Origin of the sequence: Amycolatopsis halotolerans, assembly GCF_042647905.1 — a bacterium.
Lineage (GTDB): Bacteria > Actinomycetota > Actinomycetes > Mycobacteriales > Pseudonocardiaceae > Amycolatopsis > Amycolatopsis halotolerans.
Window position 1 is genome coordinate 49,913 of record NZ_JBHRWI010000019.1, and the last position, 24,457, is coordinate 74,369.

The 24,457-nt window shown below is 68.9% G+C and carries 23 protein-coding genes; 9 read left to right on the forward strand and 14 right to left on the reverse strand.

The window, feature by feature from the left end; genetic code table 11:
* Nucleotides 1-85: 85 nt before the first annotated feature.
* Entirely contained in the window at nucleotides 86-1,426 is a 1,341-nt protein-coding gene (gene ccrA / locus ACFORO_RS14285) for a crotonyl-CoA carboxylase/reductase (protein WP_354750705.1), read from the reverse strand.
* Between the two features lie 203 nt (nucleotides 1,427-1,629).
* Here ccrA and ACFORO_RS14290 point away from each other — a divergent pair, with 203 nt between their 5' ends.
* Nucleotides 1,630-1,998 (forward strand): SPW repeat domain-containing protein, encoded by a 369-nt coding sequence (locus ACFORO_RS14290; protein ID WP_377875094.1) that lies wholly within the window; start codon nucleotides 1,630-1,632, stop codon nucleotides 1,996-1,998.
* A 32-nt stretch (nucleotides 1,999-2,030) separates the two neighbouring features.
* Nucleotides 2,031-2,624 carry a TetR/AcrR family transcriptional regulator gene (locus ACFORO_RS14295; RefSeq protein ID WP_344269704.1) on the forward strand — a complete coding sequence of 198 codons (594 nt, stop codon included), beginning with the start codon at nucleotides 2,031-2,033 and terminating at the stop codon, nucleotides 2,622-2,624.
* 171 nt (nucleotides 2,625-2,795) lie between these two features.
* On the opposite strand, the gene mce is transcribed toward ACFORO_RS14295, so the two are convergent.
* Complete coding sequence (mce, locus tag ACFORO_RS14300) at nucleotides 2,796-3,251, reverse strand: methylmalonyl-CoA epimerase (RefSeq protein WP_370939745.1); 456 nt, start codon at nucleotides 3,249-3,251, stop codon at nucleotides 2,796-2,798.
* Nucleotides 3,252-3,391: 140 nt separating this feature from the next.
* Here mce and ACFORO_RS14305 point away from each other — a divergent pair, with 140 nt between their 5' ends.
* Nucleotides 3,392-4,579 (forward strand): acetyl-CoA C-acetyltransferase, encoded by a 1,188-nt coding sequence (locus ACFORO_RS14305; RefSeq protein WP_377896564.1) that lies wholly within the window; start codon nucleotides 3,392-3,394, stop codon nucleotides 4,577-4,579.
* A gap of 1 nt (nucleotide 4,580) precedes the next feature.
* A complete protein-coding gene (meaB, locus tag ACFORO_RS14310) occupies nucleotides 4,581-5,555 on the forward strand; it encodes a methylmalonyl Co-A mutase-associated GTPase MeaB (protein ID WP_377875092.1) in 975 nt (324 codons plus the stop codon).
* Nucleotides 5,556-5,587: 32 nt separating this feature from the next.
* Here meaB and ACFORO_RS14315 read toward each other — a convergent pair whose 3' ends face one another.
* On the reverse strand, nucleotides 5,588-6,565 hold the full coding sequence (locus tag ACFORO_RS14315) for a trypsin-like serine peptidase (protein ID WP_377875090.1): 978 nt from the start codon (nucleotides 6,563-6,565) through the stop codon (nucleotides 5,588-5,590).
* A gap of 117 nt (nucleotides 6,566-6,682) precedes the next feature.
* On the opposite strand from ACFORO_RS14315, the gene ACFORO_RS14320 reads away from it, so the two are divergent.
* From ACFORO_RS14320 to ACFORO_RS14335, 4 genes are all read left to right on the forward strand, one after another.
* Nucleotides 6,683-7,423: a peptidylprolyl isomerase gene (locus ACFORO_RS14320; protein ID WP_377875088.1), complete on the forward strand. Its 741-nt coding sequence runs from the start codon at nucleotides 6,683-6,685 to the stop codon at nucleotides 7,421-7,423.
* Between the two features lie 20 nt (nucleotides 7,424-7,443).
* Complete coding sequence (locus tag ACFORO_RS14325) at nucleotides 7,444-7,974, forward strand: DUF6886 family protein (RefSeq protein WP_377875086.1); 531 nt, start codon at nucleotides 7,444-7,446, stop codon at nucleotides 7,972-7,974.
* Between the two features lie 66 nt (nucleotides 7,975-8,040).
* Nucleotides 8,041-8,499 (forward strand): carboxymuconolactone decarboxylase family protein, encoded by a 459-nt coding sequence (locus tag ACFORO_RS14330; protein ID WP_377875084.1) that lies wholly within the window; start codon nucleotides 8,041-8,043, stop codon nucleotides 8,497-8,499.
* On the forward strand, nucleotides 8,496-9,236 hold the full coding sequence (locus ACFORO_RS14335) for an isocitrate lyase/PEP mutase family protein (RefSeq protein ID WP_377875082.1): 741 nt from the start codon (nucleotides 8,496-8,498) through the stop codon (nucleotides 9,234-9,236). The genes ACFORO_RS14330 and ACFORO_RS14335 overlap by 4 nt, the downstream gene beginning before the upstream one ends.
* A gap of 55 nt (nucleotides 9,237-9,291) precedes the next feature.
* Here the strand turns inward: ACFORO_RS14335 and ACFORO_RS14340 are convergent, their stop codons facing one another.
* The 11 genes from ACFORO_RS14340 to ACFORO_RS14390 all read right to left on the reverse strand — a co-directional run bounded on the left by ACFORO_RS14340 (nucleotide 9,292) and on the right by ACFORO_RS14390 (nucleotide 20,837).
* Nucleotides 9,292-10,923 carry a solute symporter family protein gene (locus ACFORO_RS14340; protein ID WP_354750716.1) on the reverse strand — a complete coding sequence of 544 codons (1,632 nt, stop codon included), beginning with the start codon at nucleotides 10,921-10,923 and terminating at the stop codon, nucleotides 9,292-9,294.
* The gene (locus ACFORO_RS14345; RefSeq protein ID WP_354750717.1) at nucleotides 10,920-11,270 is read right to left on the reverse strand and encodes a DUF485 domain-containing protein; all 351 of its coding nucleotides are present in this window, start codon (nucleotides 11,268-11,270) and stop codon (nucleotides 10,920-10,922) included. The genes ACFORO_RS14340 and ACFORO_RS14345 overlap by 4 nt, the downstream gene beginning before the upstream one ends.
* Nucleotides 11,271-11,342: 72 nt before the next feature.
* The gene (locus tag ACFORO_RS14350) at nucleotides 11,343-13,055 is read right to left on the reverse strand and encodes a sodium/solute symporter (protein ID WP_377875079.1); all 1,713 of its coding nucleotides are present in this window, start codon (nucleotides 13,053-13,055) and stop codon (nucleotides 11,343-11,345) included.
* A 512-nt stretch (nucleotides 13,056-13,567) separates the two neighbouring features.
* Nucleotides 13,568-13,918, reverse strand: coding sequence for a hypothetical protein (locus ACFORO_RS14355; protein ID WP_354739064.1), 351 nt, complete (start codon nucleotides 13,916-13,918; stop codon nucleotides 13,568-13,570).
* 154 nt (nucleotides 13,919-14,072) lie between these two features.
* Nucleotides 14,073-14,828: a LytR/AlgR family response regulator transcription factor gene (locus tag ACFORO_RS14360; protein WP_354739066.1), complete on the reverse strand. Its 756-nt coding sequence runs from the start codon at nucleotides 14,826-14,828 to the stop codon at nucleotides 14,073-14,075.
* Nucleotides 14,825-15,874, reverse strand: a complete 1,050-nt coding sequence (locus ACFORO_RS14365; protein WP_377875076.1) for a sensor histidine kinase — start codon at nucleotides 15,872-15,874, stop codon at nucleotides 14,825-14,827. Before ACFORO_RS14365 ends, ACFORO_RS14360 begins: the two co-directional genes overlap by 4 nt.
* Nucleotides 15,875-15,973: 99 nt before the next feature.
* Nucleotides 15,974-16,975 (reverse strand): ABC transporter substrate-binding protein, encoded by a 1,002-nt coding sequence (locus tag ACFORO_RS14370; RefSeq protein ID WP_377875074.1) that lies wholly within the window; start codon nucleotides 16,973-16,975, stop codon nucleotides 15,974-15,976.
* 31 nt (nucleotides 16,976-17,006) lie between these two features.
* A complete protein-coding gene (locus ACFORO_RS14375) occupies nucleotides 17,007-18,050 on the reverse strand; it encodes an ABC transporter permease (RefSeq protein ID WP_377875072.1) in 1,044 nt (347 codons plus the stop codon).
* On the reverse strand, nucleotides 18,050-18,814 hold the full coding sequence (locus ACFORO_RS14380; protein WP_377875070.1) for an ATP-binding cassette domain-containing protein: 765 nt from the start codon (nucleotides 18,812-18,814) through the stop codon (nucleotides 18,050-18,052). The genes ACFORO_RS14375 and ACFORO_RS14380 overlap by 1 nt, the downstream gene beginning before the upstream one ends.
* 5 nt (nucleotides 18,815-18,819) lie before the next feature.
* Nucleotides 18,820-19,857, reverse strand: a complete 1,038-nt coding sequence (locus ACFORO_RS14385; RefSeq protein WP_377875068.1) for a class I mannose-6-phosphate isomerase — start codon at nucleotides 19,855-19,857, stop codon at nucleotides 18,820-18,822.
* Nucleotides 19,854-20,837 carry a LacI family DNA-binding transcriptional regulator gene (locus ACFORO_RS14390; protein WP_344269759.1) on the reverse strand — a complete coding sequence of 328 codons (984 nt, stop codon included), beginning with the start codon at nucleotides 20,835-20,837 and terminating at the stop codon, nucleotides 19,854-19,856. Before ACFORO_RS14390 ends, ACFORO_RS14385 begins: the two co-directional genes overlap by 4 nt.
* A 318-nt stretch (nucleotides 20,838-21,155) precedes the next feature.
* On the opposite strand from ACFORO_RS14390, the gene ACFORO_RS14395 reads away from it, so the two are divergent.
* Nucleotides 21,156-24,404, forward strand: coding sequence for a GH92 family glycosyl hydrolase (locus ACFORO_RS14395; RefSeq protein ID WP_377875065.1), 3,249 nt, complete (start codon nucleotides 21,156-21,158; stop codon nucleotides 24,402-24,404).
* Nucleotides 24,405-24,457: the final 53 nt, after the last annotated feature.

Sequence of the window (24,457 nt, forward strand, 5' to 3'; positions counted from 1 at the left end):
TCCGCGGTCACGGACGGGTGAGCACCCACGGGGTCCGGCCGCTCGTGCGGCGAGCGGCCGGACCGAAGAGGCAGGTGGTCTGCCCTCACGCGCCGCGGAACGCGTTGATTCCGTCGAGGTGCTTGGCGCGCAGTTCCTCGTCGCGGACGCCGAGCCCTTCTTCCGGGGCGAGGGCGAGCACGCCGACCTTGCCCTGGTGCGCGTTGCGGTGCACGTCAAGGGCGGCCTGGCCGGTCTCCTCGAGCGAGTACGTCTTCGACAGCGTCGGGTGGATGAGACCCTTCGCGATCAGCCGGTTGGCCTCCCACGATTCGCGGTAGTTCGCGAAGTGCGAGCCGATGATCCGCTTGAGGTTCATCCACAGGTACCGGTTGTCGTACTGGTGCATGTAGCCCGAGGTCGACGCGCAGGTGACGATCGTGCCGCCCTTGCGCGCGGCGTAGACGGACGCGCCGAAGGTCTCGCGGCCCGGGTGCTCGAACACGATGTCCGGGTCGTCGCCGCCGGTCAGCTCGCGGATCTTCGCGCCGAACCGCTGCCATTCCTTGGGGTCCTGCTCGTTCTCGTTCTTCCAGAACTTGTAGTCCTCGGCGGTGCGGTCGATGATCAGCTCCGCGCCGAGCTTGCGGCAGATCTCCGCCTTCTCCGGGCTGGACACGACGCACACCGGGATCGCACCGCCGTTGAGCGCGTACTGCGTCGCGTACGAACCGAGCCCGCCCGACGCGCCCCAGATCAGCACGACGTCGCCCTGCTTCATGTCCGCGCCGTTGCGCGACACCAGCTGCCGGTACGCGGTCGAGTTGACCAGCCCGGGGGAGGCGGACTCCTCCCAGGTCAGGTGCGCAGGCTTCGGCATCAGCTGGTTGGCCTTGACCAGCGCGATCTCGGCGAGCCCGCCGAAGTTCGTCTCGAAGCCCCAGATCCGCTGCTCGGTGTCGAGCATCGTGTCGTTGTGCCCGTCCGGGCCTTCCAGCTCGACGTTCAGGCAGTGCGCGACGACCTCGTCGCCGGGCTTCCAGTTGTGCACGCCCGCGCCGGTGCGCAGCACGACGCCGGACAGGTCGGAGCCGACCACGTGGTACGGCAGGTCGTGCCGCTTGGCCAGCGGCGAGAGCTTCCCGTACTTGCGCAGGAACTTGAACGTCGGGATCGGCTCGAAGATCGACGTCCAGACGGTGTTGTAGTTGATCGCGCTGGCCATCACGGCGACCAGCGCCTCGCCGGGGCCGAGTTCGGGCGTCGGGACGTCGTCGACGTGCAGCGAGCGGCGCGGGTCCTTGTCCCGGCTCTCGAGGCCCTCGAACATGTCGACCTCGTCTGCGTGCACGGTGACGCCCCGGTAGCTCTCGGGCACGGGCAGCTCGGCGATCGCGTCGAGGCGGCCGTTCAGGATCGCCTGCTGGATCTCGTCGAGGTGCGACATCGGGAACCTCCAGTGGGTCGGTCGCGGCACGCGACAGCACGAAATTACTCGTCGGTAACCGGGGGGCCTCACTGTACGAGACACAGACCCCGGACACGAGTCGAAGTGTGACGCACGAATCTTGACCGGCTGGCCAGTCAAGGCGCATAGTCGGCAGTGGGAAATCTCCCTGAACGGCTCTTTTCCGGCGGAGGTGAGCACGAATGAGTGAAGTCTCGACGCGCGCCTGGACGCGGCCCTACGACTGGGCCGAGGTCGTGATTGGTGTTGTCGCCGCTCTTTCACCCCTTTGGCTGAGCACGAACACCACGATGGTGTGGACGATGGTGGTCCTCGGTGCGCTGATCGCGATCGACGGCCTGGTGTCGCTCGCGGTGCCGAGCATGGTTTACGGCGAGGGCGTGCAGATCGTCCTCGGCGCGTTGCTGTTCATCGCGCCGTGGGTGATGGGGTACACGGCATTCAACGGGGCGTCGTGGACGTCCTGGGTCGGCGGTGCGCTGACGATCATCGCCGGCGCGGCCGCGATGCCGGAGGCCAACGCCGCCCACCGGATGGCGGGCCAGCACTGACGGGGCAGCGGAGCCTCGGCTAGGAAGGTGACATGACCGACGACTCGGCGAAAGAACGGATCCTGTGCGCGGCGGAGGAGCTGTTCGCCGAGTCCGGCTTCGAAGCGACCCCGACGTCCCGCATCGCGGAGCGCGCCGGGGTCCCGAAGGGCCTGGTCCACTACTACTTCCGCCGCAAGTCCGACCTGCTGGCAGCCTTGGTCGACCGGCTGCCGGACGAACGCATCGAACCCGCCGCGGTCGTCGTTCCCGGCGACCTGGCGGGTTCGCTGCGCAGGCTGGTCGGCGAACTCGACCGCCGGTTCACCGGTTCGCTCGGGCTCTCGCACCTGTTGTGGCGCGAGGCCGACACCCACCACGTGGTCCGCGACGCGCTGTCCGAACGCTTCCAGCAACTGGTCCGGCTGATGCGGTCGGTGATCGTGGCCGCGACCGGCGGACGGCTCGCCGGGGCGGACATCGACAACGCGTCTGGGCTTTTGGCCCGCGCTGTTACCCACCGGCACGCGACGGCTCGGCATACCGGGGATGACCGGCCCGCGGAGTTCGACGGCGAGTTGACGTTCGTGGCGAACGCGTTGTCGGCTCGCGCGGTCAAGGGGAAGCCGCCCGCTTCGGCGGTGTGAGAACCGCACCGCGGCCTTCGCGCCCGAAGCTTCCCCAATGTGGCATTGGGTGCTCCATCCATGCCCCCGCCACCACCCTCAACGGAGGCGCTGCGCGCCGCTGGCTCCCTCAATGCACCCAATGTGGCGTTCGGTGCGTCAGATGCACCCAATGCCACATTGGGGTGCGGTTCAGCGCGCGGGCTCCACCAGTTCGACCAAAACCCCGCCCGCGTCCTTCGGGTGCACGAAGTTCACCCGGCTGTTCGACGTCCCGCGCTTGGCCGCGTCGTACAGCAACCGCAGGCCCTGCGCCCGGAGCGCCTCGGCCGCAGCGTCCACATCGGACACTCGCAGCGCGAGCTGCTGCAGGCCCGGCCCGTTGCGGCCGATGAACTTCGCGATCGTCGAATCGTCCCGGGACGGGGCGAGCAGCTGGATCATCGTTTCGGTGCCCGCGGTGCCGGGGGCGCGCAGCATCGCCTCGCGCACGCCCTGCTCGTCGTTCACCTCCTCGTGCGCGACCTCCAGGCCGAAGTGGTCGCGGTGGAAGGCGATGGCCGCGTCGAGGTCGGGCACGGCGATGCCGACGTGGTCGATCGCGGTCACGAACGGCTTGAGCACGGATGCGCTGGGCTCGGTGTCCATACCGGGGAGGATAAGCCCCGCGCGGCCGCGCGGAACCCCGCGTGCGCCCCCTCACACTGGCTCCATCAAGACGCGCCGGGAACCCGGCCCAGGCCGTATCGTGAGAACACTGCCAGTGCACCGATGCTTTGGAGGACGTCGTGTCCGGTTCCGTGATCCTGGGCGCTGCCCGTACCCCGATCGGGCGGCTGCTCGGCTCGTTGAAGGAATTCTCGGGAGCCCAGCTGGGCGGGATCGCGATCAAGGCCGCGCTCGAACGCGCCGGCGTCTCCCCGGACCAGGTCCAGTACACGATCATGGGTCAGGTGCTCACCGCCGGCGCGGGCCAGATCCCGGCGCGCCAGGCCGCGGTCGCCGCGGGCATCCCGATGGACGTTCCGGCGCTGACCATCAACAAGGTCTGCCTTTCCGGCCTCGACGCGATCGCGCTCGCCGACCAGCTGATCCGCGCGGGCGAGTTCGACCTCGTCGTCGCGGGCGGCCAGGAGTCGATGACGCAGGCGCCGCACCTGCTGCCGAAGTCCCGCGCGGGCTTCAAATACGGCGACACCACGCTGGTCGACCACATGGCCTACGACGGCCTGTTCTGCGCGTTCGACCAGGTCGCGATGGGTGTTTCGACGGAGAAGCACAACGCCCGCTACAGCGTCACCCGCGAGCAGCAGGACGCGTTCTCCGCGCGTTCGCACCAGCGCGCCGCGGCCGCGATCGACGCCGGGTTCTTCCGCGAGGAGATCGCGCCGGTGTCGATCCCGCAGCGCAAGGGCGATCCGGTCGTGTTCTCCACCGACGAGGGCGTGCGCGCGGACACCACTGGCGACAGCCTCGCGAAGCTGCGTCCGGCGTTCGCCTCGGACGGCACCATCACCGCTGGTTCGGCGTCGCAGATTTCCGACGGCGCGGCCGCGGTGATCGTGGCCAGCCCGGAGAAGGCGGCCGAGCTGGGCATCACGCCGCTGGCCGAGATCGGCTCGCACGGCGTGGTCGCCGGTCCGGACGCGAGCCTGCACGAGCAGCCGTCGAACGCGATCCTCGCCGCGCTGAAGAAGGCGAAGCTGGAGGTCGGCGACCTGGACCTGGTGGAGATCAACGAGGCGTTCGCCGCGGTCGGCCTGGTGTCGAGCGAGAAGCTCGGCCTGGACGAGTCGAAGGTGAACGTCAACGGCGGCGCGATCGCGCTCGGCCACCCGATCGGCGCGTCCGGCGCGCGGCTGGCCGTGCACTTGGTGCACGAGCTGCGCCGTCGCGGCGGCGGTCTCGGCGCGGCCGCGCTGTGCGGCGGCGGCGGCCAGGGCGACGCGCTGCTGATCCGCGTCCCGTCGGCGTAAGTTGGCCGGCCCGGACCTCGACGAGCTGGTCGGCCGCGCGCGGGAAGGACAACCGCGTGCGGTCGCCCGGCTCATTTCTCTTATCGAGTCGGACACCGGTTCGTCGCCGCAAGTCGCGGATATCGCCCGCGCTTTGACGCCCTACACCGGACGCGCTCGCGTCGTCGGGCTCACCGGACCGCCCGGGGTCGGCAAGTCGACGTCGACCTCCGCGCTGCTCACCGCGTTGCGTGGTGAGGGTTTGCGGGTCGGGGTGCTGGCGATCGACCCGTCGTCGCCGTTCTCCGGCGGTGCGCTGCTCGGCGACCGGATCCGGATGACCGAGCACGCCACCGATCCCGGCGTCTTCATCCGCTCGATGGCCACTCGGGGACATCTCGGCGGTCTTTCGTGGGCGACCCCGCAGGCGGTGCGGGTGCTGGACGCCGCGGGGTTCGACGTGGTGCTGATCGAGACTGTCGGGGTCGGACAGTCCGAAGTGGACGTTGTGAAACTGGCGGACACCACGGTGGTTCTGCTGGCCCCGGGAATGGGCGACGGCATCCAGGCGGCGAAAGCCGGGGTCTTGGAGATCGCGGACGTGTTCGTGGTCAACAAAGCCGACCGCGACGGCGCCGACGCGACGGTGCACGACCTGAAGCAGATGATCACCTTGGCCCGCCGAGAATTGCGCGGGCCGAGCTGGCGGCAGCCGATCGTTCGCACGGTCGCGGCGAAGGGCGAGGGCGTCGACGAGGTGGTGTCGGCGTTGCGCACGCACCATGAATGGCTTGTCGCGCATGGGGAATTGGACCGCCGCCGCGCCGCTCGCGCCCGGGAGGAAGTCGCCGCGATTGCTTTGCGCCGGTTGCATGCGGAGCTGGCGGATCTCCGGCACGGCGACCGGCTGGGCGAGTTGGCGGCGCGAGTGGTGGCGCGGGAACTGGACCCGTTCGCGGCGGCGGACCGGCTGATCGGCGAGCTGAAGGACTCGTGAGTGTTTGTCCCGGTTCTAACCGGGATTGCCGTTCACGACGTCTGTGCCGCCTCGTACAGCGGCTTGGTCACCTTGCCGCTGAACTGCGGTCCCACCAGATACCTCGCGCAGCCCGCATCGCGCTCGCACGGTTTCCCGTCTGCGGCAAAGAAGCCCGCGTGCGTGTTGTCCCCGACGACCGTGCCCAGTCCGGTCGCCGGGTTGAAGTCGCGCAACCGCGGTCCGCCGCTCGAACCACCGCCCATGACGCACTCCGTGCCCCACTGATCGGGAGAGTCCGGATAGGTCGCGGTGCCGGTCCATTGCCGTGCGGTGCCAGTGCAATACGCCAGCCGCGCCCCGGTGTACTCCGGCAGTCCCTCGCGGGCCGGGTCGGACGCCGCCCGCGGGTAGCCGAACTGGGTCACCTTCGCCGCTCCCGGACGGTCGAACCCGATCTGCTGCGCGCCGACCGCGTCCTGCACCAGTTGTCCTGACTCGTTCGGGCCGAGGACTGCGAACGCCTGGTCGTAAGTGTCGAATTTCCGCGCGTTTTGCTGGTCGTTCGCGAGCCAGGTGCGGTCGGCTACACCGATCCGGGCAGCGAACTTCCCGTACGGCGCCTGGCCGTCGTGGTAGCCGGGGACGAACATGACGTGCGCGTTCCAGGCGTTGTGCTCGCCGAGGAGATCGGTGTCGTTGACGCAATGCCCGGCGGTGACGATCGTGCTGCGGTTCTTGCTGCGGACGACGGTCGCCGTGCAGCTCGCGTCCTCGCCGTGGTCGGTGTAGAAGAGCCGGCCGACGGTCTTCGGCAGCGGATCCGGCCACGGGGCTCCGTCGGGGCCGCTCTTCGGCGGATTCTGCGACGACGGCTCGGTCAGCGCGGCCAGCCGCTGCGGGGTCCAGTAGGCGAACACCGCCTGCTGTTCGGCGGCGGAGGACGCGAGCGGTTGCTGAACCGGACCGGCGGGGACGGCCAGGAGCCCGGCGACCAGTCCGGCCAGTCCCGCGGCGAGGGGAGTGATCATGAAACCGCACGGTAGGAGGCGGGTGTCAGGAACCGGTCAGGATGCGACTTTCGCCGGAAGCGCGGGCAGTTTCCCGTCCCTATACTGCGATCCTCCGTGCACTGGGAGGGAACCGGAATGAAGAAACTGCTCGTGTCCGTGCTGACCGCGTTGTCGCTGGTCGCCGTTGCCGCACCGGCCTCGGCGGCGGATTCGGCTCCGCCGAAGGTCACGTCGGGGCCGTGCCGGTACACCTCGACGCCGGACGATCCCGCGGTGCGCCCGGTTTCGCTCCCGCGCGATCCGAAGCACACGCCGAACCACGGCAGCGTCGACGTCGCGGTGTTCTCCAACCAAGGCCTGCTCCCGCTGAAGCTCAACCGCGCGCAGGCTCCGTGCACCGTCCAGAGCTTCCTGCACCTGGCGGCCAACGGCTTCTACAACCAGACGACCTGCCACCGGCTCACCGCGTACCCGACGCTGAAGGTCCTGCAGTGCGGCGACCCGTCCGGCACCGGCGAGGGCGGTCCGGGCTACAAGTTCCGCGACGAACTGCCGACGACGCTCCCTCCCGCCCCGTCCGACCCGACCGGCAAGCGCCGGACGTACGCGCGCGGCCTGCTGGCCATGGCGAACGCCGGACCGGACACGAACGGCTCGCAGTTCTTCGTGGTGTACGGGGATTCCAGCCTGCTGCCGAACTACACGGTCTTCGGCACGGTCGGCTCGGCCGGACTCCGCACGCTGGACCGCGTCGCGGCGGGCGGCATCCAGCCGGACGCGGACACCCCGCCGGGGAAGACACCGGTGGACGGGAAACCGGTGCGGAAGACAGATCTCGAGCTGGTTTTGCCGCTTTGCCTGTTCTGCGGTCGCTGAGCGCGCAGTAGAACAGGGGGATGCGACCCGAGCCTGGCCAGGTGCTGCACTTTTCCGAGGACCCGGGGATCACGCGGTTCGTGCCCCACATCGCGGCGACCGCACGGCAGCCGCGGCCGTACGTCTGGGCGGTCGACTCCGCCCGCTGCCCCGATTACTGGTTCCCGCGCCAGTGTCCTCGGGCGATGGCGTGGGCGACGTCGTCGACCACCGATGCCGACCGGGAACGGATCCTCGGCGGCGACGAACGGGTCCACGCCGTCGAGTACCGCTGGTTGGATGCGCTCCGGACGGCGAAATTGTTCGCCTACCGGCTTCCCGCCGCCAGCTTCCGGCCGTTCGGCGAGCCCGAGCCCCATGCCCAGGTGGCAACTGAACCGGTCGAACCGCTCGGCCCGCCGGAACCAGTCGGCGATCTCCTGCGCCTGCACGAGGAGGCGGGGATTCAGCTGCGGGTGCTGCCGAATCTCTGGCCGTTCTGGGACGCGGTGACCACCAGCACGGCGGGGTTCAGCGGGATCCGGCTCCGCAACGCTCGGCCGCGGCCCTGACTGGCCCACGCCACTCACCCCGAACTGGACCACCTGCCTAGGCCAATCCCGATTAGCGTGGGTGGCATGACGAAGCGAATCGCGCTCGCCACGGGCGGGTTGTATCAAGCGATGTCCCACCTGCAGGGCGAGGTGAAGAAGGCCAGCGCGAACGCCGGGCTCGACGAGAAGCTCATCGAGCTGGTCAAGATGCGCGCGTCGCAGATCAACGGATGCGCCTTCTGTCTCGACATGCACGCGGCGGAGGCCGTCGCGGCCGGGGAAGCGCCGCGGCGGCTTTACGTGCTCGAGGGGTGGCGTGAGACCGAGCTGTTCACCGAACAGGAACGCGCCGCGCTCGCCTACACCGAGGCGATGACCCTGATCTCGGACCACAAGGACGTCCCCGAAGACGTCTACGCCGAGGCCGTCCGCTTGTTCACCGAGGACCAGTACCGCGCGCTGGCGTGGTGCGTCGTCGCCATCAATACCTGGAACCGGCTCATGGTCGCGAGCCACGCCGAGCTGCCGGAGCGTGCGGAATGACCGCGGAGAAGCTGCGGGCGCTGCATGTGCCCGGGAAGCCGTTGATCCTGCCGAACGCCTGGGACGCGGATACCGCGCAGGCAGTGGAAGCGGCCGGGTTCCCGGTCGTGGCAACGAGTTCCGCGGCGGTCGCGGCGGCGCTCGGGCAGGCGGACCACGAGGGCGGGTCCGCGGACGAGATGCTCGCGGCGGCCAAGCGGATCGTGGACGCGGTGTCGGTGCCGGTGACCGTCGATGCCGAGGCCGGATATGGGTTGGCGCCAGCCGATCTCGCTGCCCGGCTGAAGGAAATCGGTGCGGTCGGCTGCAATATCGAGGACACCGATCACAGCAAGGGCAGTCAGCGACCGGCGGCGGAGCAGGCGGAGTGGCTCGCCGGGTTGCGCCGGGCGGCGGGCGACAGGCTCGTGGTCAACGCGCGGGTGGATTCGTTCCTCGGGGTGCCGGACGAGCAGGCGGTGCTTGACGACGCGGTGGCCCGCGGGCGCGCGTATCTCGAGGCCGGTGCGGACTGTGTGTACCCGATTCTCGTGCGTTCGCCGGACGTGCTGGCCGAATTCGTCCGCCAGGTGGGCGGTCCGGTCAACGCTTCGGCGCTTCCCGGCGGTCCGGGTCTGGCCGGGCTTGCCGAACTGGGGGTAGCCCGGATTTCCCTGGGGGCCGGGTTGTGGCGGTATCTGCGCGGCGTGCTGGAAAGCACGCTCGGCGGGATCGCGCAGGGGACGCTGCCGTATTGAAAAACCGCTGGGTGCCGCGGCAAAAGCGGCACCCAGCGGTTTCAGCGGGTAAAACTCAGTGCTCCACAGCCTTTTCCGCACCGGCGCCGGTGAGTGCCCGTACTTCCATTTCGGCGTACTTCGCCTTGTCGTGTTCCTTCGACAGGATCGTGCCGAGCCAGCCGAGCACGAACGCGATCGGGATGGACACCAGACCCGGGTTGTCGAGCGGGAACCAGTGGAAGTCGACGCCCTGCAGCATCGACGCGCTCTTGCCCGTCTTCGGGTCGACCGGCTTCCCGGAAACGGCGGGCGAGAACACGATGAGCACGATCGTCACGATCAGCCCGCCGTAAATGCTCCACAGCGCGCCCTGGGTGTTGAACCGCTTCCAGAACAGCGAGTACAGAATCGTCGGCAGGTTCGCCGAAGCCGCCACCGCGAAGGCCAGCGCCACCAGGAACGCGACGTTCTGCCCATTCGCCAGAATGCCGCCGAGAATCGCGACAATGCCGATCACCACGGCGGTGATCCGGGCGACCCGGACCTCCGAACCGGTGTTGGCCTTGCCCTTCTTCAACACGTTCGCGTACACGTCGTGGGCGAACGAGGCGGACGCGGTGATCGTCAATCCCGCGACCACGGCGAGGATCGTGGCGAACGCGATCGCCGAGATCAACCCGAGCAGCACCGGACCGCCGAGGTTCAGCGCCAGCAACGGCGCCGCGGAGTTCACGCCGCCCGGCGCCTTCTTGATCGCGTCCGGTCCGACCAGCGCGCCCGCGCCGTAGCCGAGCACCAGGGTGAACAGGTAGAACACGCCGATCAGCACGATCGCCCACACCACCGAACGACGCGCCTCGCGCGCGGTCGGCACGGTGTAGAAGCGCATCAGCACGTGCGGCAGGCCCGCGGTGCCCAGCACCAGTGCGATGCCGAGGGAGAAGAAGTCCAGCTTGGTCGTGCCGTTGGTGCCGTACTGCTTGCCCGGCCCGAGCAGCGCCTCACCGGCGTGGCCCGCCTTGTCGACCGCGCCCTGCAGCAGCGCGGAGAAGTTGAAGCCGTACTTGCCGAGCACCCACAGCGTCATCGCCAGCGCGCCGACGATCAGCAGCGCCGCCTTGATGATCTGGACCCAGGTGGTGCCCTTCATGCCGCCGATGAGGACGTAGGCGATCATGATCACGCCGACCACCGCGATCACCAGCGACTGCGCGGCCTTGCCCTCGATGCCCAGCAGCAGCGCGACCAGACCGCCCGCGCCCGCCATCTGCGCCAGCAGGTAGAAGAACGACACCACGAGCGTCGAAACCGCCGCCGCGGCGCGCACCGGGCGTTGCCGCATCCGGAACGCCAGCACGTCGCCCATGGTGAACTTGCCGGTGTTGCGCAGCAGTTCCGCGACCAGCAGCAGCGCGACCAGCCACGCCACCAGGAAGCCGATCGAGTACAGGAACCCGTCGTAGCCGTACACCGCGATGGCGCCGGCGATGCCGAGGAACGACGCCGCCGACAGGTAGTCGCCGGAGATCGCGATGCCGTTCTGCGGGCCGGTGAACGCGCGGCCGGCCGCGTAGTAGTCGGACGCGGTCTTCGTGTTGCGGCTCGCGCGGAACACGATCACCAGGGTGATGACCACGAACAGCGCGAAGATCGTGATGTTGAGCGTCGGGTTGCTGCCCTCGACGCTCGCGGCGAGAGTCTTCACGCCCCCTCCTTCGCCGGGTTCTCGATGTCGTCCTTGATCCGCGCGGCCAGCGGGTCGAGCTTCTTGTTGGCGTAGCGCACGTACAGCCACGTGATGAGGAACGTGGAGACGAACTGCAGCAGCCCGAAGAGCAGGCCGACGGTGAAGTTGCCGGTGATCTTCGTGCTCATGAAGCCGTGCGCGTAGTCGGCGAGCAGGACGTAGAGCAGGTACCAGGCGAGGAACAGTCCGGCCATCGGGAACACGAACCGGCGCAGCCGGCCGCGGAGTTCGCGGAACTCGGCGCTGTCGTGCGCCTGCTCCCAGATCGTGTCCGGCGGCGCGCCGGACGGGTCGCCTGCGCTCATGGGATCTCCCTTGTGCGACGCTGCGGATGTGGTGCGCGACACAGTAGGGAGGACTCCGAGCCAGCGGAACCGTCAGCGGCTCAAACGCCTCGCCGCACGACGAACGGTTGACGAACGGTCACCGGGCGTGGACGAAGGGCGTTCGTCGAGGTGCAGGCGCAGCATCGCGGCCCCGGCCCAGGACGGTGGGCGCCCGCGCAGTGACACCGTGATCATCACGCCGAAAGCGAGCGGTACTGACCAGGGTGCCGGTTGCGAGACCAAGATCGCCACCCAACCCTGCATCGCGGGTCCCGCCAGCGCAAACAGGATCGACCCGGACGAGGCGGCCAGTCCGGTCAGCACCCCGGCGATCGCGCCCGCCGCGGTGAGCCGCTGCCACCAGATGCCGAGCACGAGCAGCGGGCAGAACGTCGACGCGGCGACGGTGAACCCCCACGTCACCAGCACCCCGGCGTCGAGTCGCGCGGAAGGCAGCGCGAGCAGCACCATCGCGATCGCGGCGAACACGACCGTCACCCGCAGGCGGCGCAGGCCGCCGGGCATCAGGTCGTAGGCGAGCGCGCCGGACATCACCAGCAGCAATCCCAATGACGTCGCCAGAAACGCCGCGAACGCGCCTGCGGTGAGCAACGCGGTGAACAACTGCCCAGCCCAGCTGTGATCGACCTGCGAGGGCAGTGCGACGACCACGGTGTCGGTGTTGCCAGACAGGTACAGCTGCGGCACGAGCACCCGGCCGAGCACGCCGTAGACGCCGGGAAAAAGGTAGAAGACTCCGAGCAGCGCCACGGTGATCGCGGCGGTGCGGCGCGCGGCGCGGCCGTCCGGGCTGGTGTGGAAGCGCATCAGGACGTGCGGGAGGCCCATCGTGCCGAGGACGGTCGCGATGAGGACCGCCCAGGTGCCGAGCAGCGGGTAGCCCTTGTCGATCTCCAGCAGCGGACGCTGCCAGTCCGGCCCGCCGAGCGCGACCTCTCCGCTGACGCCGGGAACCTGCGCACCGGCGGCGAAGGTGAGCTGTTCTCCCTTGTGCACCACCAGTTGTCCGGGCGGGACGGTGCCGCGGTCCTCGATCGCGGTGGGTTCGCGGAAGGTGAGCGTGACGTCGTGGTCGAACTGCACCGGGGTGGCGTGCGAGAAGCGGGTGAACTCGACCGGCGTGAGGCTGGCGTCGCGGGTGTCGGAGCTGATGTGAAGCACCAGCCACAGCGCGGGGACTAGGAACAGCACGAGTTTCAGGAAGAATTGGAACGCTTGGACGTATGTCGCGGCGCGCATGCCGCCGAGCGCGAGCGTGACGCTGACTGCGGTGCCCGCGATGACCACTCCGACCCAGTACGGGGTTCCGCCGACAGCAGTGAGCACGAGACCGGCTGTGCGGAATTGCGGGACTACGTAGATGGTCCCGATCACCAGCACGACCACTGCGGCGAGGCGGCGCAACGCGGGGGAGGCGAGGCGGGCTTCGGCGAAGTCGGGGACGGTGAGTGCGCCGGATCTCCGCATGGGCGCGGCGACGAGCACCAGCATCGCGACGTACCCCGCGGTGAAGCCGACCGGATACCAGAGCGCGCCGACGCCGTCCTTTACCATCAGCCCGGCGACGCCGAGGAACGACGCCGCGGACAGGTATTCGCCGGAGACCGCGGCGGAGTTGACGAAGGGCGAGATCCGCCGGGATGCCACGAGAAAGTCGGACGTGGTGCGCATGGCGGCGACCCCGCGCACGCCGATGAGCAGCGTGACGAGGACGACCGGAGCTACCGCGAGTGCGATGTCCATCTATCCGCCCCCGCCCGCCGCTCCAGCTGTGCACCCCAATGGGGTTTTCTCGACAGCGCGGTGTGCGGCGGGTTCGCGGTAGCGGTGCTGATCAGGGCGCTGCGGCGCACTGGCCGACGAGACGTGCGGGGCGGCTTTTCTCTTGCTGACGTCCGTGAAGGGCTCCTTGAGGGAATCAGATTCCTTCAAGGAGCCCTTCACGGACCTCGCCACCGTGCCCCGAATCCGCCGCGGCAGGGGCGGGAACCTCCGCGGGCGCAGTGCGCGAGGCTTTCCGTGACCGCTGGCCTCGGTCGGGCAGGTGCGAACGTCCGTGAGGGGAACCCTGAGGGAATCTGATTCCCTCAGGGTTCCCCTCACGGACGCGACCACTCGACCTGGCCGGATGTCGCGCATCGCCGCAGCGGCTGAGAAAACCCCAATGTGGCGTTGGGTGCGTGGGACGCACCCAATGTGGCGTTCGGTGCATCTAACGCACCCAACGCCGCATTGGGGCGCTGCGGGCGGGCGGCTCACCGATCGTCCTCGATCTTCTCCGCGCGGCGCAGCTGCCACCACGAGAGCCCGGCGAGCACCGGGTACGGCAGGACCGCGATCAGCAGCCAGGACAGCGGAATTCCCCACACCCGCACGCTGTCGAGCGACGGGGCGAGCGAGAACAGCACCGGCAAACCCAGCACCAGCACGAACATCGCCACCAGCGCGGGGATCCCGCGACGGCGCTGGATCCGGTACAGCACGGCCGCGCGTTCCGCTTCCGGCGCGCGCAGGCGGGGCATCCGCCAGCGGCCGCGTTCGAGCCGTCGCGACCGGGCGAGCCTGGTCTGCGGGCTGGTGACGGCGACGCGTTTGGTGCGGCTCATCGGGCGACCCGCTGAGGCGTCGTGAGTGGCGTTCGCGGTTCCAACCGGGATAAACGCGCACGAGACGCGAAGGGAAGGCGCGGCTCGGGCCTGGTGAGTGGCGGCACCGGTTCCAACCGGCATTGCCACTCACGAGCGGCGCGGCGCGAGCCCCTCACCGGGTGCTCCCGAGTTGCCCGCGCTGTGCCGCCTCCAGCAACCGGTCCCGAAGATCCCGCGCGTGCCGTCGGCTCACTGGCACATCGCCAGCCTCGGTGTGCGCCAGCAGCCCGCCGGTCGTGTCGCTCCGCAATTCCAGCACCGCGCTCACCGCGAGCAGGAATCCGCGGTGCACCCGGGTAAAACCGGTACCTTCCCAATACTCTTCAAGCCGCGAGATCGGCATCCGCACGGGATGCACGCCGCCGCGCGTGTGCAGCCGGACGTAATCGCCGTTGGCTTCGGCGAACAGCACGTCATCACGGCGGACGTAACGAGTCCGGCCGCCGGAATCGACTGGCAGTGCGGCCATCGCGTCCGGTGAGGACTTTCGACGGCCACTCGGGACCAACCGGGTCACCTTCCCCAGCGCGGCGGAAAGCCGTTCCGTGCGCACCGGTTTGAGCAGATAGTCCACCGCGCCGATCCCGTACGCGGCCACCGCGTGTCCGTCGTGCGCGGTGACAAAAACGATCACCGGCGGCTCGGACAGTTTCGCCAGCAGCGTCGCGAGTTCCAGCCCGTCCAAACCCGGCATGGAAATGTCGAGGAAGACCGCGTCGAAATGGTCTGCTTGCAACAGTTTCAATGCCTTCAACGCATCGCTCGCGCCGACGACCTCGCCGACTTCCGGTGCTTCGCGCAGCATCCGGCACAGTTCGTCCAGCGCCGGCGCGAGATCGTCGACCGCCAGCACCCGCAGCCCGCTCACGGCAGCACCCCCGGCTGGAACCGCGGTACTCGCAGGACGACCCGGGTGCCTTCGCCGACCGCGGTTTCCACTGTCAGCCCGTACCAGGCCCCGTAGACCGTGCGCAATCGTCTGTCCACATTGGCCATTCCGAGCCCGGTGCCGTCGCCGCTGCCCGCGAGGATGGCGGCGGCGCGCTCGGGCTCCATGCCGACCCCGTCGTCCTCGACGCTGATCACGCAGTCGTTCCCTTCCGCCTGTCCGTGCACCTGGACGAGCCCGGTGCCCGACCGCGGCTCGATGCCGTGCCGGATCGCGTTTTCCACGAGGGGTTCGAGTACCAGGTACGGCACCGCCACCGCAAGTACCTCCGGTGCGACCCGCACCTGCACCTTGAGCCGTTCGCCCAGCACCGCCCGCTGCAGCGCGAGATACGTTTCCACCGCGCGGAACTCCTCGGCGACGACGGTGTACTCGCCGTGCCGCGACAGGCTGTAGCGGGTGTAGTCGGCGAAATCGAGCATCAGCTCACGCGCGCGGTCCGGTTCCGATCGGACGAACGAGGCGATGACGGTGAGCGCGTTGTAGACGAAATGCGGCGACATCTCCGCCCGCAGCGCCCGGAGTTCGGCTTGCGCGGCCTGATCCGCCGAAGCCTCGAGCCGGCCCCGTTCCAAAGCCTGCACGACGAGGTCCGAAGCCTGCCGGGTCACCGCGCCGGGCACCTCGCCGACCAGCAGCAACGCGCCTGCCAACTCGTCGTGGACGTGCAACGGAACCGCCGTCACACCGCCCGAGGAGATCGGCTCTTCCTGGTGCAGCACGTCGTCCAGAATTCGGGACACCGCGTCGTCGGCACCGGGTCGACCGGACCACATCAAGGTGCCGGACAGATCGGAGAGCCCCAGCCCGGCGACGTCGAACAGTCGCCGCAACCCGTGCGCGGCGCGTCGGGCGCGGACTCCGGACAGGCCGTCCTTCAGGTCGTCGGCGACCTTCCGCGCCGCGCCGAGCACGCCGACGGCGTCCGGGCGGGAGCGCCACGGCAGCCGGGCACTCTCGGTCATCGACGGCCTCCCCTCGGGTACCTGGGGGAGTAGATACTAGCCCGTAACACGAAGAAGGGGACTTTCCACGCGGAAAGTCCCCTTCGGCCGTGCCTGAAGCTAGCACTTCTGCTTGTAGAAGTACTGGGAATTCGCGTCCAGGTCGTCCTTGGTGATCGAGTGCAGCTGCGCGGTCAGGTTTCGTTCGGTCGGCTTGCCCTCGAGCGCGGCCACCGCCTGGTCGACACCCTTGGTGCCGATCTGTGCCGGGTCCTGCGCGATGAGCGCCTGGTACTCGCCCTTCTTCAGACCGTCCACTTCGGACGGGCTGGCGTCGAAGCCGACCAGGTTGACCTTGCCGATCTTGCCCGCGTTGCGCAGGCCGGTCGCCGCGCCCTCGCCGGTGTTGAGGTTGGTGGCGAAAATGCCCACGAGGTCCGGCGTCGAGACCAGCGCCGCGGTCACCTTCGACGCGGCCTGCTCCGGTTCGTTCTGGGTGAACTGGATGCCCACCGACTTGAGGTTCGGGTGGTTCTTCAACTCGTCTTCGAAGCCCTTCGCGCGGGCGGCCGTGGTGGACGTGCCCGCGATGGTGTCGAGGACCATCACCGAACCCGGCTTGTCGCCGACGAGCTTCGCCATGGTCTGCGCGGCCAGCTTGCCGCCCTCGGCGTTGTCCGAGGAAACCGACGACACCGCGACGCTCTTGTCCTTGAGCGAAGTGTCGACCTCGACGATCTTCGCGCCGCGGTTTTTCACCTGCTGGATCGGCGCGAGCATCGCCTGGTCGTCCGTCGGTGCGACGAGCAGCGCGGCGGGCGGGTTGGAGCCCATCGCGTTCACGATCGGAGTCTGCATCGCCGCGTCGAACTTCTGCGGCGCCTGCGTGGTCAGTTCATAGCCGAGCTTCTTCGCTTCGGCCTCGGCGCCGCACTGCATCGAGATGTAGAACGGCTCCGCCTGCACGCCCGGGACCAGCGCCAGCTTCTTGCTGTTCGCCGAGTTGCCGCCGGGTTTGTCCCCGGACCCGCTCTGCCCGATCTGTCCGGTGCCGCACGCGGTCACCAGCATCGCTGCGGACGCGAGAGTCCCCGCGGCGAGGACGGTTTTGCTGAATTTCATCGTAAGCACCTCTTTGTACTCGGGGACCGATTCAGCGGGAGTTGCGCTTGCGGCGGCGGCGCTGGTCGAACCACACCGCCGCGATCAGGACCGCGCCGATCGCGATGTACTGCCAGTAGTCCTGCACGTGCGTGATGTTCAAGCCCTTGTTCAGCACCGCCGGGATGAACACCCCGATCACCGTGCCGAGCATCGAGCCGACGCCGCCGAAGAGGCTGGTGCCGCCCATCACCGTCGCGGAGATGGCGTTCAGATTGTCGTTGGTGTGCGCCGAGATCGTGGTCGAGTTCTGGTAAGCCAGCGACATGAAACCGGCGATCCCGGCCAGGAAACCGGTGAGCAGGTACACCTTCAGCAGGTGCGCGGTCACGCCGATGCCCGCCCGCCGCGCCGCCTCGGCGTTCGAGCCGACCGCGAACGTGTACCGGCCGAACCGTGTGGTGTGCAGCAGCCACGCGCAGATCAGCGTGATCACCACGGCCACCAGCACGAGATTCGGGATCCCGCCGAACGACGTGCCGTAACCGAGGGTCTGGTTCAGCTCGGTGGGCACGCTGCGCACGTCCGACCCGTTGTTGAGCAGGTACGACACGCCGAGCGCGGCACCCATGGTGCCGAGCGTGACGATCAGTGGCGGGATGCCCGCCACTGCGATGAGGAATCCGTTGATCAGGCCCCAGACCGTGCCCGCGAGCACCGCCGCGACGAGCCCGACGGTGATGACGCCCCAGCCGGCGTGCGTGGCGTTGCCGCTGCTGAGCGCCTCCATGGTCTTGCCCGCGACCATCCCGGCGAAGATCAGCACCGACCCGACGGAAAGGTCGATGCCGGAGGTGATGATCACGAACGTCATGCCGACCGAAAGCACCAGCAGCACGGACGTTTCGTTCAGCAGTGTCTGGAAAGTGAACAGGTTCGCGAACTCGGCGGGTGCGATGGCGGTGAAAACCGCGATCAGCGCGATCAACACCAGCGCGATCCAGAACGTGTTGGCCCCGACGAGCCGCTTTCCCAGGGGAGGTTTGACGAAATCGCCGTCCACAGTGGTCTGGATGTCCTTGACCGGTGCGCTCATCAGGCAGCCTCCTCCTGGACCAGCGCGCCGGTCATGGCCGCGACCAAGTCTTCGAGTTTCGTGTCCGCACCGGCGAACCGGGCGACGCGCCTGCCCTGCAGCAGCACCTCGACCCGGTCCGACACCGAAAGCACCTCGGGCATGTTGTGGCTGATCAGCACCACCGCGATGCCTTTGTCCCGGACCTTCTTGATCACGTCCAGCACGCGCCCACGCTGCCGTACGCCCAGCGCCGCGGTCGGCTCGTCCATGAACACGACCTTCGACGCCCACGCGACCGACCGCGCCACCGCGACGCTTTGCCGCTGCCCGCCGGACAGCGACCCGATCGACACTTCGGTGCTCTGCAGCGTGACGCCGAGCTTTTCGAACTCGATGACCGCTTGGCGGCGCATCTCCGCCTTGTCGAGCATGCCGAGCTTGCCGAGGATGCCCTTGCGCGGGATTTCCCGGCCCAGGAAGAGATTCGCCGCCGGGTCGAGTTCCGGGGCCACGGCGAGGTCCTGGTACACGGTCTCGATGCCGGCCCGGCGCGCGGCCACCGGCGAATCGAAACGGACTTCCTCGCCCTCGAGCAAGATCCGGCCCGACGTCGGCTGTTCGGCCCCGGACAGGCACTTCACGAGCGTCGACTTGCCCGCGCCGTTGTCGCCGATCAAAGCGGTCACCTCGCCCGCGCGCGCCTGGAAAGACGCGCCGCCCAAGGCTTCCACCGATCCGTAGTGCTTGGTCAGGTCCACCGCTTCGAGCAGGATCTCGCTCATCGGCGCTAACTCCCTTCGGGGGCGGGCGGGCGGCAGCGGATGACAGTGAGCGAACCGGACAGCTCGGTCTGGCCGGCGGAGAACGGCACCGCGTAGGTGTCGCCCTTCGCCACCGGGAACTCGCCGCCGTGCTCGGTGCGCAGGGTGCCCTCGCCGTCGAGCGCGACGAGCACGCTGAACGACGGGTCGAGCGAGAACGCGTTGCCGGACAACTGGATCCGGTCGGCGCGGAAGAACTCCGCCGAGTCCGGTGCGAGCAAGTCCACCGCGGTCGCTTCGTCGCCGGAGGTGTGCTTCACGATCGTCTTGAGCCGGTCGTCGTCCCAGCCCGAGGTGTCGAGCGTTTCGATCGCGGTGTCGAAGCCGATCCCGAGGTGGCCCTTTTCCGGCGACGTGAGGAAGTCACGCCATTCCAGGGTCAGCGAGAAGTCCGTCGGCTGCTGCAGTTCGACCACGAACACGCCCTCGCCGATCGCGTGCGGCAGCCCGGCCGGGATGTAGACCGTGTCGCCCGCCCGCACCGGGATGCTGTTGAGCGCGCCCAGCATGCTCGGCGCGTCCTGCTCGCGGGTCCATTCGGCGACGGTTTCCTTGCTCAGCGTCTCCCGGAAACCGGGGTACACGCGCGGGTCGTCGCCGTAGGTGCCGACCACGATCCACGCCTCGGTCTTGCCGAAGTGCGAGTCGAAGTGCTTGCGGGCGAAGGAATCCGACGGGTGGAAGTGCACCGGCAGCCGCTGTCCGGCGTCGAGCAGCTTGACCAGCAGGCCGGTCGAGTCGCCGAGTTTGGCGACGTGCGCCGCGCCCAGCCACGCGTCCGGGTCGCCGCCGACCGCGTCGCGCAGCCAGATCCCGCTGGGCAGTTTGGTGAGACCGTTGGTCTCCTGGCCGAACATGGTCGTGACGGACCCGACCCAGTCCTCCGGCCCGAATTTCGAGTCGGTGCCGGTCGCGCCGCGCAGGGCGGCGATGGCGTCGCCGCCCCGGTAGAACTGCGGCGGCTGGTTGGCCGGGAGCGCGACCGGCTCGAGGTGCTTGGTCACAGGGCGGCCTCACCGGAACCGCGGGCGACTAGGTGCACGGGCAGAACTACCTTTCTCGGGGCGGACTGGTCTCCCTGGATCCGGGCGAACAGCAGCTCGGCCGCTGCGTGCCCGAGGGCGCTGACGTCGTGGGCGATCACGGTGACCGGCGGGTCGAGCAGGTCCGCCAGTTCGAAATCGTCGAAGCTCACCAGCGCGGGCCTGCGCTCGGAGTGCGCGAGCGCGCGCAGCAGGTGCACCGCGACCCGGTTGTTGCCCGCGATCACGGCGGTGGCCGGGTTCGGCCCGCCGATCAGCTTGCGCACGGCGTGGCCGACGGTTTCCGGCGTCGGCGTCTGCATCGCCACGAGGCTCTCGTCGTAGGAGATCCCGTTGCGCACACAACCTTCGCGGAACCCGCGGAGCCGTTCGGCGGCGGTGAAGATGTCCGGGCTGTCGCCGAGGAACGCGATCCGGCGGTGGCCGTGCCGCACGAGGTGGCCGACCGCCTCGATAGTGCCGCCGAGGTTGTCGACGAGCACGGTGTCGGCCACGATGTCGCCGGCCGGGCGGTCGAGGAACACCACCGGCGTGCCCGCGCGCATCTCCGGTACGAGATACCCGTGCTGCAGCCCGGCGGGCACGATCAGCAGGCCGTCCACGCGCCGCGCGCAGAACTCCAGCGACAGCTCGCGCTCGCGGTCGGAGTTCTCGCCGGACGACCCGGTCAGCACGTGTCTGCCGAAGGACGTCGCGATCCGTTCCACCGCGCGGTTCAGCTCGGAGTAGAAGGGGTTGCCGACGTCCTCGACGACCAGGCCGATGGTGCCGGTGGTCGAGCCGCGGCGCAGGTTGCGGGCGCCGAGGTTCCGGCGGAACCCCAGCTGTTCGATCGCGGCCACCACGCGCTCGGCGGTGTCCGGATGCACCGCGGGCTCGTCGTTGACGACCCGCGACACCGTTTTGATGCTGACGCCGGCCAGCCGGGCCACATCGCTCATCGTGGCCCGCCTGCTGGCGGGGCGGGGGAGTCCGTCCGCGTCCCGGCCCGAGTGAGACAACGTTGTCATAATGCGGGGGATTGGACACCATCCGGCTCCCCGGTGTCAATGCTTGCCGGTCCGCGCTGCCCGCTTCGACGAATCCGCTGGTGCGGATGGTGGACATCGTTGTCTTGAATCGGACAGGCTCTCACCTCGGTCTTGACGATCCGGTGAGCCATTGCCGAAGGTAGCCCGCATCGACGGTGCGCGACAAGGTTGTCATCGATGCCTCGAAGGCCGGTGACGGCGGATTCGCGCCGGACAACTGGAGAGGCGATGGCGATGGCGCGAGCGCGCTGGAGAGCCGGACTGATCTTCCTGACATCCGCGGTCGTGGCGGCGGCAGCGCCCGCTGCCCCCGCACTGGCCGATCCCGCGGCGAGCGCCGCGAAGTCCGCGGACCTGGCGAAGTGGGTGAACCCGTTCGTCGGCACCCGGCCCGGCGGCGCGGACCACGGGACCGGCGGCGGCGCGGGCAACACCTTCCCCGGCGCGGTCGCGCCGTTCGGGATGGTGCAGTGGAGCCCGGACACGAAGAAATCCCAGCCGGGCGGCTATTTCTACGACGACAACACGATCACCGGGTTCAGCCTCACGCACCTTTCCGGCGCGGGCTGCACGACGTATCAGGACCTGCCGTTCATGCCGTACGTCGGCGAGATCAGCACGTCGCCCGCGACCGATCCGGGCCACTACACCTCGACGTTCTCGCATCAGAACGAGCACGCGACCGCCGGCGCTTACGACGTCGCCCTCGACAATGGCGCGAAGGTCGAACTGAGCGCGACGCAGCGCACCGGTTCCGGACGGTTCACCTACCCGGCGGGCGCGGCGTCGACGTTGCTGGTCAACACTTCGGGCTCGGTCAACGGCACCGACGACGCGTCGATCAGCATCGGCAAGGACACCATCAGCGGCTGGGCGACCAGCGGCCGGTTCTGCGGTGCGAAGGACTCGTACCGGGTCTACTTCTCGGCGAAGTTCGACACCCCGTTCGAGTCCGTCGGGACATGGAAGAACGGTGCGGTGACGCCGGGCAAGACCGCGGAGACCGGCGGTGCCAAGGCGAAGGTCGCGCAGCCCAACGGCATCGGCTCGTCGATGGCGCGCCCGGCGGCGGCGAAACCGCAGGACACCACGGTGAGCGGGCCGGGCAGCGGCGGGTACGTGACGTTCCCGAACCTCAACGGCGCGCAGGTCAACGTCCAGGTCGGACTGTCCTTTGTGTCCGTCGACGGCGCGAAGGCGAACCTGAAGGCGGAGAACAACGGCAAGAAGTCGTTCGACGCGGTGGCCGCGTCCGCGCGCAAGGCGTGGAACGACCAGCTCGGCAAGATCCAGGTCAGCGGCGGCAGCGACGCCGACACCACGACGTTCTACACCTCGCTGTACCACTCGCTGATCCAGCCGAACATCTTCTCCGATGTGGACGGTCGCTACCCCGGCTTCGACGGCCGGATCCACCAGGCCGAACGCGGGCACGCGACGTACACCAACATCTCCGGCTGGGACATCTACCGCTCCGAGGTCCCGCTGCTGGCCACGATCGCGCCGAAGCAGACCTCGGACCTCGTGCGCTCGATGATGGCCTTCGCCGAACAAGGCGGTTCGTGGGACCGCTGGACGGTGGCGAACGACTACACCGGCGTGATGAACGGGGATCCTTACCACATCATCGTTTCCAGTGCCTACGCTTTCGGTGCGCGTGACTTCGACGCACAGAAAGCGTTGCTGCTCATGATCAAGGGCGCGACGCAGCCGACCCAGGGCTACACCGAACGGCCGGGCCTGCAGGACTATCAACGGCTCGGCTACGTGCCCGGCGCGGCGGCGGACACCTTGGAGTACACGAGCGCGGACTTCGCGATCGCCCAGTTCGCGAAGAGGCTCGGCGACAGCGCCACGTACACCACGTTCATGAAGCGCGCGCAGAACTGGCAGAACCTCTACAACCCGGGCAGCGGACACCTGCAGCCGCGCAACTCGGACGGCTCGTTCTCCGCGAACTACGACCCGGCCAGCTCGCAGGGCTGGGTCGAGGGCAACGGCGCGCAGTACGACTGGATGGTCCCCTACGACCTCGGCGGGCTCGTGACCGCGTTCGGCGGCACCACCGCCACACAGTCGCGTTTGGACACTTTCTTCACGAAGCTGAACGCGGGAACCCATGAGCCGTATGCGTTCCTCGGCAACGAGCCGAACTCGAACGCGCCCTACGTGTACTCGTTCGCAGGTGCCCCGGCGAAGACGCAGAACATCGTGCGCCGGGCGATGGACGAGCTGTACAACCCGCGTCCGGAAGGCTTGATCGGCAACGACGATCTCGGGCAGATGTCGTCCTGGTACGTCTGGTCCGCGCTCGGCGTCTACCCGGAGATCCCGGGCCGCGCCGAAACCGTGCTGACCACGCCGCGCTTCGCGCACGCCGAGGTGACCACTGGAGCGGGCAAGAAGATCACCGTCAACGCCCCCGGCACCGGCGAATACACCAGCAGTCTGAAGGTGAACGGCGGCGCGGCCACCAAGGCGTGGCTGTCGGAGGGCTTGCTCTCGCAGGGCGGCAAGCTGGACTTCACTCGCTCGACGACCGCTACCGCGTGGGGTTCGGCTCCGGCTGACGCGCCGCCGTCGTTCCGTGAGCAGGAGAAGCCGAGCCTGTCCTTTGTGGACCCGGCACGCGCGGTGGTGCCCGCGGGCACCACCTCGACCGCTTCGGTGGGCGTGCAGGATCTGTCCGGCACCGCGAAGACCTGGACCTATTCCGCGGGTAGCGCCGACGGCATCACGCTGTCGCCCGCGACCGGTTCCGTCCAGGTCCCAGCGGCCGGAAAGGGTCACGCTCAGGTGACGGTAAGCGTTCCGGCAGGCACGTCCGACGGTCCGCGCCGGATCCCGGTCACGTTCTCCTCGCCGGGCCTCGCGGATGTGCAGGCGGTGCTGACGGTCCTGGTGGCGAAGCCGAACAGCTGGCTGGCCACAGTGGACAACACCGGTCTCTCGCCGGACGCCAACTCGGCCGCCGGGAACTTCGACGGCGGCGGCTGGAGCTACTCGGCGGACGCGCTGGCCAAGGCCGGTGCCAAGCCGGGTGGCACGGTGTCGAGCGACGGGCTGAACTTCACCTGGCCGTCGTACCCGGTCAGCGACCCGGACAACGTCGTGGCTTCGGGCCAGACGATCAACCTGTCCGGTTCGGGACGGCTCGCGCTGCTCGGCTCCGCCAGCAACGGCAACGCACAGGGCACGCTCACCGTCACCTACACCGACGGCAGCAAGTCCACCGCCGCCGTCGGATTCTCTGACTGGACCCTGGGCGGCGGCGGAGCGCAGCCAGCGTTCGGCAACCGGATCGCACTGTCCACCCCGTACCGCAACTCCGCGGGCGGCGACGCGCAGCAGATCCGCACGATGGTGTTCGCCACCGCGCCGATCACGCTGGACACGGGCAAGACCGTCGCGAGCGTGACGCTGCCGAGCGGCGTCAGCGGCGGCTCTATGCACGTGTTCGCCATCGCCGCGGGCTGACCTTCCGTGAGGGGAACCCTGGGGGACTCAGAGTCCCTCAGGGTTCCCCTCAC

What these genes read in the sequence shown, in the direction of transcription:
- ccrA (WP_354750705.1), bottom strand. Translation starts at nt 1,426, where the DNA reads ATGTCGCACCTCGACGAGATCCAGCAGGCGATCCTGAACGGCCGCCTC.
- ACFORO_RS14355 (WP_354739064.1), bottom strand. Translation starts at nt 13,918, where the DNA reads ATGAGCCGCACCAAACGCGTCGCCGTCACCAGCCCGCAGACCAGGCTC.
- ACFORO_RS14380 (WP_377875070.1), bottom strand. Translation starts at nt 18,814, where the DNA reads ATGAGCGAGATCCTGCTCGAAGCGGTGGACCTGACCAAGCACTACGGA.
- ACFORO_RS14330 (WP_377875084.1), top strand. Translation starts at nt 8,041, where the DNA reads ATGACGAAGCGAATCGCGCTCGCCACGGGCGGGTTGTATCAAGCGATG.
- ACFORO_RS14335 (WP_377875082.1), top strand. Translation starts at nt 8,496, where the DNA reads ATGACCGCGGAGAAGCTGCGGGCGCTGCATGTGCCCGGGAAGCCGTTG.
- ACFORO_RS14390 (WP_344269759.1), bottom strand. Translation starts at nt 20,837, where the DNA reads ATGAGCGATGTGGCCCGGCTGGCCGGCGTCAGCATCAAAACGGTGTCG.
- ACFORO_RS14290 (WP_377875094.1), top strand. Translation starts at nt 1,630, where the DNA reads ATGAGTGAAGTCTCGACGCGCGCCTGGACGCGGCCCTACGACTGGGCC.
- ACFORO_RS14315 (WP_377875090.1), bottom strand. Translation starts at nt 6,565, where the DNA reads ATGATCACTCCCCTCGCCGCGGGACTGGCCGGACTGGTCGCCGGGCTC.
- ACFORO_RS14320 (WP_377875088.1), top strand. Translation starts at nt 6,683, where the DNA reads ATGAAGAAACTGCTCGTGTCCGTGCTGACCGCGTTGTCGCTGGTCGCC.
- ACFORO_RS14350 (WP_377875079.1), bottom strand. Translation starts at nt 13,055, where the DNA reads ATGGACATCGCACTCGCGGTAGCTCCGGTCGTCCTCGTCACGCTGCTC.
- ACFORO_RS14325 (WP_377875086.1), top strand. Translation starts at nt 7,444, where the DNA reads ATGCGACCCGAGCCTGGCCAGGTGCTGCACTTTTCCGAGGACCCGGGG.
- ACFORO_RS14295 (WP_344269704.1), top strand. Translation starts at nt 2,031, where the DNA reads ATGACCGACGACTCGGCGAAAGAACGGATCCTGTGCGCGGCGGAGGAG.
- ACFORO_RS14345 (WP_354750717.1), bottom strand. Translation starts at nt 11,270, where the DNA reads ATGAGCGCAGGCGACCCGTCCGGCGCGCCGCCGGACACGATCTGGGAG.
- ACFORO_RS14370 (WP_377875074.1), bottom strand. Translation starts at nt 16,975, where the DNA reads ATGAAATTCAGCAAAACCGTCCTCGCCGCGGGGACTCTCGCGTCCGCA.
- mce (WP_370939745.1), bottom strand. Translation starts at nt 3,251, where the DNA reads ATGGACACCGAGCCCAGCGCATCCGTGCTCAAGCCGTTCGTGACCGCG.
- ACFORO_RS14375 (WP_377875072.1), bottom strand. Translation starts at nt 18,050, where the DNA reads ATGAGCGCACCGGTCAAGGACATCCAGACCACTGTGGACGGCGATTTC.
- ACFORO_RS14365 (WP_377875076.1), bottom strand. Translation starts at nt 15,874, where the DNA reads ATGACCGAGAGTGCCCGGCTGCCGTGGCGCTCCCGCCCGGACGCCGTC.
- ACFORO_RS14395 (WP_377875065.1), top strand. Translation starts at nt 21,156, where the DNA reads ATGGCGATGGCGCGAGCGCGCTGGAGAGCCGGACTGATCTTCCTGACA.